The 4,027-nt window shown below is 56.0% G+C and carries 6 protein-coding genes and 1 pseudogene; 1 reads left to right on the top strand and 6 read right to left on the bottom strand.

Annotated elements, in window-relative coordinates:
- From NW856_RS02905 to NW856_RS02925, 5 genes are all read right to left on the bottom strand, one after another.
- A partial coding sequence (locus NW856_RS02905) for a tetratricopeptide repeat protein (RefSeq protein ID WP_414399003.1) occupies positions 1-203 on the bottom strand: 203 nt, incomplete at its 3' end.
- A gap of 302 nt (positions 204-505) precedes the next feature.
- Positions 506-1,024, bottom strand: a complete 519-nt coding sequence (locus NW856_RS02910; protein ID WP_011433530.1) for a CheW domain-containing protein — start codon at positions 1,022-1,024, stop codon at positions 506-508.
- A gap of 115 nt (positions 1,025-1,139) precedes the next feature.
- A complete protein-coding gene (locus tag NW856_RS02915; RefSeq protein ID WP_414399004.1) occupies positions 1,140-1,505 on the bottom strand; it encodes a response regulator transcription factor in 366 nt (121 codons plus the stop codon).
- Positions 1,502-1,879: a response regulator gene (locus NW856_RS02920; protein WP_414399005.1), complete on the bottom strand. Its 378-nt coding sequence runs from the start codon at positions 1,877-1,879 to the stop codon at positions 1,502-1,504. Before NW856_RS02920 ends, NW856_RS02915 begins: the two co-directional genes overlap by 4 nt.
- Before the next feature lie 188 nt (positions 1,880-2,067).
- The gene (locus NW856_RS02925) at positions 2,068-3,210 is read right to left on the bottom strand and encodes a response regulator (RefSeq protein WP_414399007.1); all 1,143 of its coding nucleotides are present in this window, start codon (positions 3,208-3,210) and stop codon (positions 2,068-2,070) included.
- Positions 3,211-3,453: 243 nt separating this feature from the next.
- Here NW856_RS02925 and NW856_RS02930 point away from each other — a divergent pair, with 243 nt between their 5' ends.
- The gene (locus NW856_RS02930; protein ID WP_414355918.1) at positions 3,454-3,738 is read left to right on the top strand and encodes a YggT family protein; all 285 of its coding nucleotides are present in this window, start codon (positions 3,454-3,456) and stop codon (positions 3,736-3,738) included.
- Positions 3,739-3,798: 60 nt separating this feature from the next.
- Here the strand turns inward: NW856_RS02930 and NW856_RS02935 are convergent.
- Positions 3,799-4,027, bottom strand: a pseudogene (locus tag NW856_RS02935) (transposase); the annotation flags it as partial.

A 4,027-nucleotide genomic window follows, 5' to 3' on the forward strand; every position in this document is an offset into this window, starting at 1 on the left:
AAAATGGTGTTGTAGGTTTGGCGAGCTTCCAACAACTGCCCAGCTTGTTTTTGTGCTGAAGCCAGCAGCAGCTTGACAGCAGTATCTTGCGGTTGAGCAGCAGCCACTTGGTTGAACAACCGCACCGCCTGGACGTAGTCTCCCTGCCAAAAGGCGGCCACCGCATCGGTGTAGTCTCTCTGACTGTTCGCGCTCGGAACCATGGATCCTCCCTTCACTGCTTGGCTACCTCTGTTCACGCTTCAACACAGATGCAAACGGAACGCCCCCAACACCTCAGAACCTCTTAGAATAATAGATGCAGGCTATCTCTCCTTCTGCCCCCATTCGGTCAAGAATGCACTTTTCTGCCGCCCTCTCAAGGTTTGGCCACTATGCAATCTCACCCTTACGCATCAGCAGGGGATAGCATCAGTCCAGCTTTCCCCATTGTGAATGGAGTCAGCTTGGATCTTTGATAGGAACTATACACTTTCCTCTCGCCGAACTCACAGGGGGCCGCTTGTCAACCCCAACGATTGGATCGCAGGATGGCCGACTGATCCAGCAATGGCAAGCGCGATCCCGTTCCGGGCACCACCCATTCCCCTCGCAAAAAAGGAGCCATGGACTCAGGAGCCGTGAGGGCAGGCCGCACCAATTCAGTCTTCAGCCACTCCATGCCTACAATTAAATCCACAGCCAAGCCCATCAGCAAATCCTGTTGATCCATCACGGCCACCACAGGAATCTCGGCTCGGTCGATGTTCAGGGGCGGGCTGATCCCCAAAAATTGCCCCAGGTCTGCAACCCAGATGATCTCGCCCCGCAAATTCAGCGTGCCCAGCAAAACTGGGGCCACATTGGGCATGGGGGTGATTTTCTCTGGGCCAATGCTCATCACCTCCACAACCGATACCGCTGGCAGCGCAAATTCCTCCCCGGTGGCAATCTTGAACTTTAGGAATAGCTCACCTTCGGGAGCCTCCATCTCCCGCAACTCTTGGGTCTCATCCCCCATCAATAAATCCAGATCCCCCAGCATGATGCTCCCCCGCATGGATAGTCTTGTGGACTGTTGATCCCGCCCCCCTCCCTGCTTAAAACGCAGAGTCGTTCTCAGGACCTACCGAAAGGCGTGGAAGCAGAAGGGGCAGCTCTCAGCCTCTCAGTAATTGCTTAATCGTACCCACCAGTTCCTGGGGCTGGAAAGGCTTGGCAATGTAGGCATCCGCTCCCTGGCGGATCCCCCAGTAGCGGTCAAATTCTTCGCCCTTGGAAGAACACATGACGATGGGCGTTTTTTGGGTGAGAGGGTCGGCCTTGAGAAGGCGGCACACCTCATACCCATTCATGCGCGGCATGACAATATCCAGCACGATCAGATCGGGTTTGCTCTGCTTCACGGCTTCGATGGCTTCCACGCCATCCTCCACCACCGTCACCTCCAAGCCGTTCTCCTGCAGCAGCTTGCTGATCATCTCCCGCTGGGATTGGCTGTCTTCCACCACCAAAACGCGACTCATTTCCGATTCATCTCCCGCAATTGATGTTTGATGGTCGCCAGGAGCTCTTGGGGCTTGAAGGGCTTGGTTACATAGGCATCCGCCTGATTGCGCCTGGCCCACTCGATATCAAAGGTCTGGTCTTTGGTGGAACACACGACGATGCGAATGTGCTTGGTGCTCTCATCCCCCTTCACTTCCCGGCATACCTCGTAGCCGTTCATGCGCGGCATGACAATATCCAGCACCACCACATCAGGCTTCTGCTGGCGAATGCACTCCATTGCCTCTACGCCGTCTGTTGCTGTGGAGACTTCCAAACCGTTCTCGGAAAGCAAGCTGGAAATGGTCTCCAGGTAGGTACGGTTGTCATCCACCACCAGCACTTTGCTCATCGCCGTCTTGCTCCTTTTGCACTCCCGCGCAACCGTCGGGCTGCTTTGACTGAGGTTTGCTCTTGTAACCTCACCTGGCTCCCTGGCTCCGGGCCGGCCATGCTACCCCTATTGTTTCGGTGAGGCCACTCTTCTGTCCAGTACTTCGCCTATAGTCTTCTGTGCCAACATTTTGGCTACCCCAACGCCTATTCGCCACCGCCCCGTTTGGGGGGAGGGCCCACGTAGGATTCGACAATGGTCAACAACTCCTTTTCCGCAAAGGGTTTGCTCAAAAATTCGTTCGCTCCGGCCATGCGGGCCTTAATCCGGTCGGTAAAACCATCCTTGCCGGTCAGCATGATCATGGGGGTTTCGCGGAACTGGCTGGATTTGCGCAACATGGCGCACAGCTCATACCCATCCAACTTGGGCATGGCCACATCGCAGAGAATCATGTCGGGGTTGAGAAGAAACACCTGTCCCAGCGCTTTGAGAGGATTGCCGATGGTGGTAACCTGGTAGCCCTCGTTTTGCAGGATGAACTCTACGGTTTTTTGGATGGCCATGGAGTCGTCGATGCAAAGGATGTGGCTGGGCTTATCGCTGGGTTTGAGGGGACGGCTGGGCTTGGGCTCCGCGATCAAGACGGGCTCGGACAGTTGAATGGCCCCTTGGCGGACGTAGGGATAGATGGCCTTGGCCACCGCCAGGGTGTCTCGACCCAGGTAGCGACCCATCTGGCGAATGCTGGTTTTGCCGTCTGACCACTCGCTCAGGGCTTTGAAGACGGGGGCGGGCAGGTTTTGCTGGAGCGGCAGGGGGTTGACGATGGTGGGAGCTTGGTTGGGAGCTTGGATGTAGGGGTGCAGCTTTTTCCACTCCTGCACTTGGGCTACGATCTCGGTGAGCAGGGAGGTAACGGGGAAGGTGGTCAATTGGGGGGCCAGGGGGGATCCGGCCTCAAAAATGAAGGAACCCTGGTGGAGGCTGAGCAGGTCGAAGAGGACTTCCCGCACCATGCCCAGCAGGATTTGCTTGCCTTGGTTGGGGTTGAGCTTGTGGTTTTCCAGCAAAGACCAGAGGCGGTTGTATTCGGGAGCGTTGACTGCAGCTTTGTGGGGAATTTGAATTTCCTCAAGGGCAGCTTCCACCTTGAACCGGCGCAAGTAGTCTTTGAGGCGGGCGATGTTCCCTTCTGCTTCAGAGGCGTAGATGATTCGTCCATTCAGGAAAAAGACAAACCAGTAGGCAGAGGGGCTGGCCTCTACGAAAAGCTCACCGGTGCGCTGGCCCAGCTCGATGAGCTGAAGGATGCTGCGGATATCGATCTCTTGTAGTTTTCCCTGCATGGGATCCCTGCCCGAAGTCCAGCAAGATACGACTATTATGACGCTAGTCTTCACGGTTGCCGCCCTGCGGCAAGGCTATTTTCGGGAATATTCGGGAACGCAGTTAAAGTCTAAAAAAGTTGTGGGTTGACTCGGGCCGAGCGTCTGCATTCCCCAGAGCATCTTCGGGATCCCGACAGGTTGCTCCCAGCCAGAGCAGAATGGATCCAGAGTATTCCCTAAAGCCTGGTTGCTGCAAAATCTATGCTGCCGATATTCACTGCCTGGGTGCTTGGCCCGCTGCTGGCGCTTTACACCATCTTGTTTGTGCTGCGCATCTTTCTGTCGTGGTATCCACAACTGGATACTTCCCGGTTGCCCTACTCGCTGGTGGTCGGCCTGACGGAGTTTCTGTTACGCCCGACCCGCCGCCTGATCCCGCCGCTGGGAGGTGTGGACATGGCCCCTGTGGTTTGGGTGGGCCTGGTTACCCTGTTGCGGGAGGTGTTGCTGGGGCAGCAGGGGCTGCTGACGATGGCTCTGCACTGAGAGCGTTTGTGTTAACAGTCTTTTATCAGAAAACTGGGTCTAAAACCCCGCCCTTAAGGCCTAGGGCCCGCTGACGCGACAGGGCGGCTCTTCTTGGTTTTGAATGTAGGCAACTAAGACTTGCAGGGGAGCACCACCCACACCTGATGCAAAGTAGCTAGGACTCCACAAGGCGGTTTTGCCGTAGGGCTTGGGAAACTTAGCCTGCCCGTACCTGCGGCTGGAGACTCCCTTGAGGGCGTTAACCATCTGGAAAAAGACCACTTAGGTGGGTAGAAAATCAAAAGAT

The organism is Synechococcus sp. R3-13 (genome assembly GCF_047462195.1).
GTDB lineage: Bacteria > Cyanobacteriota > Cyanobacteriia > Thermostichales > Thermostichaceae > Thermostichus.

Excerpts from the sequence above, each read along its gene's own strand:
- NW856_RS02910 (WP_011433530.1), bottom strand. The coding sequence starts at position 1,024 with ATGCTGGGGGATCTGGATTTATTGATGGGGGATGAGACCCAAGAGTTG.
- NW856_RS02930 (WP_414355918.1), top strand. The coding sequence starts at position 3,454 with ATGCTGCCGATATTCACTGCCTGGGTGCTTGGCCCGCTGCTGGCGCTT.
- NW856_RS02915 (WP_414399004.1), bottom strand. The coding sequence starts at position 1,505 with ATGAGTCGCGTTTTGGTGGTGGAAGACAGCCAATCCCAGCGGGAGATG.
- NW856_RS02920 (WP_414399005.1), bottom strand. The coding sequence starts at position 1,879 with ATGAGCAAAGTGCTGGTGGTGGATGACAACCGTACCTACCTGGAGACC.
- NW856_RS02925 (WP_414399007.1), bottom strand. The coding sequence starts at position 3,210 with ATGCAGGGAAAACTACAAGAGATCGATATCCGCAGCATCCTTCAGCTC.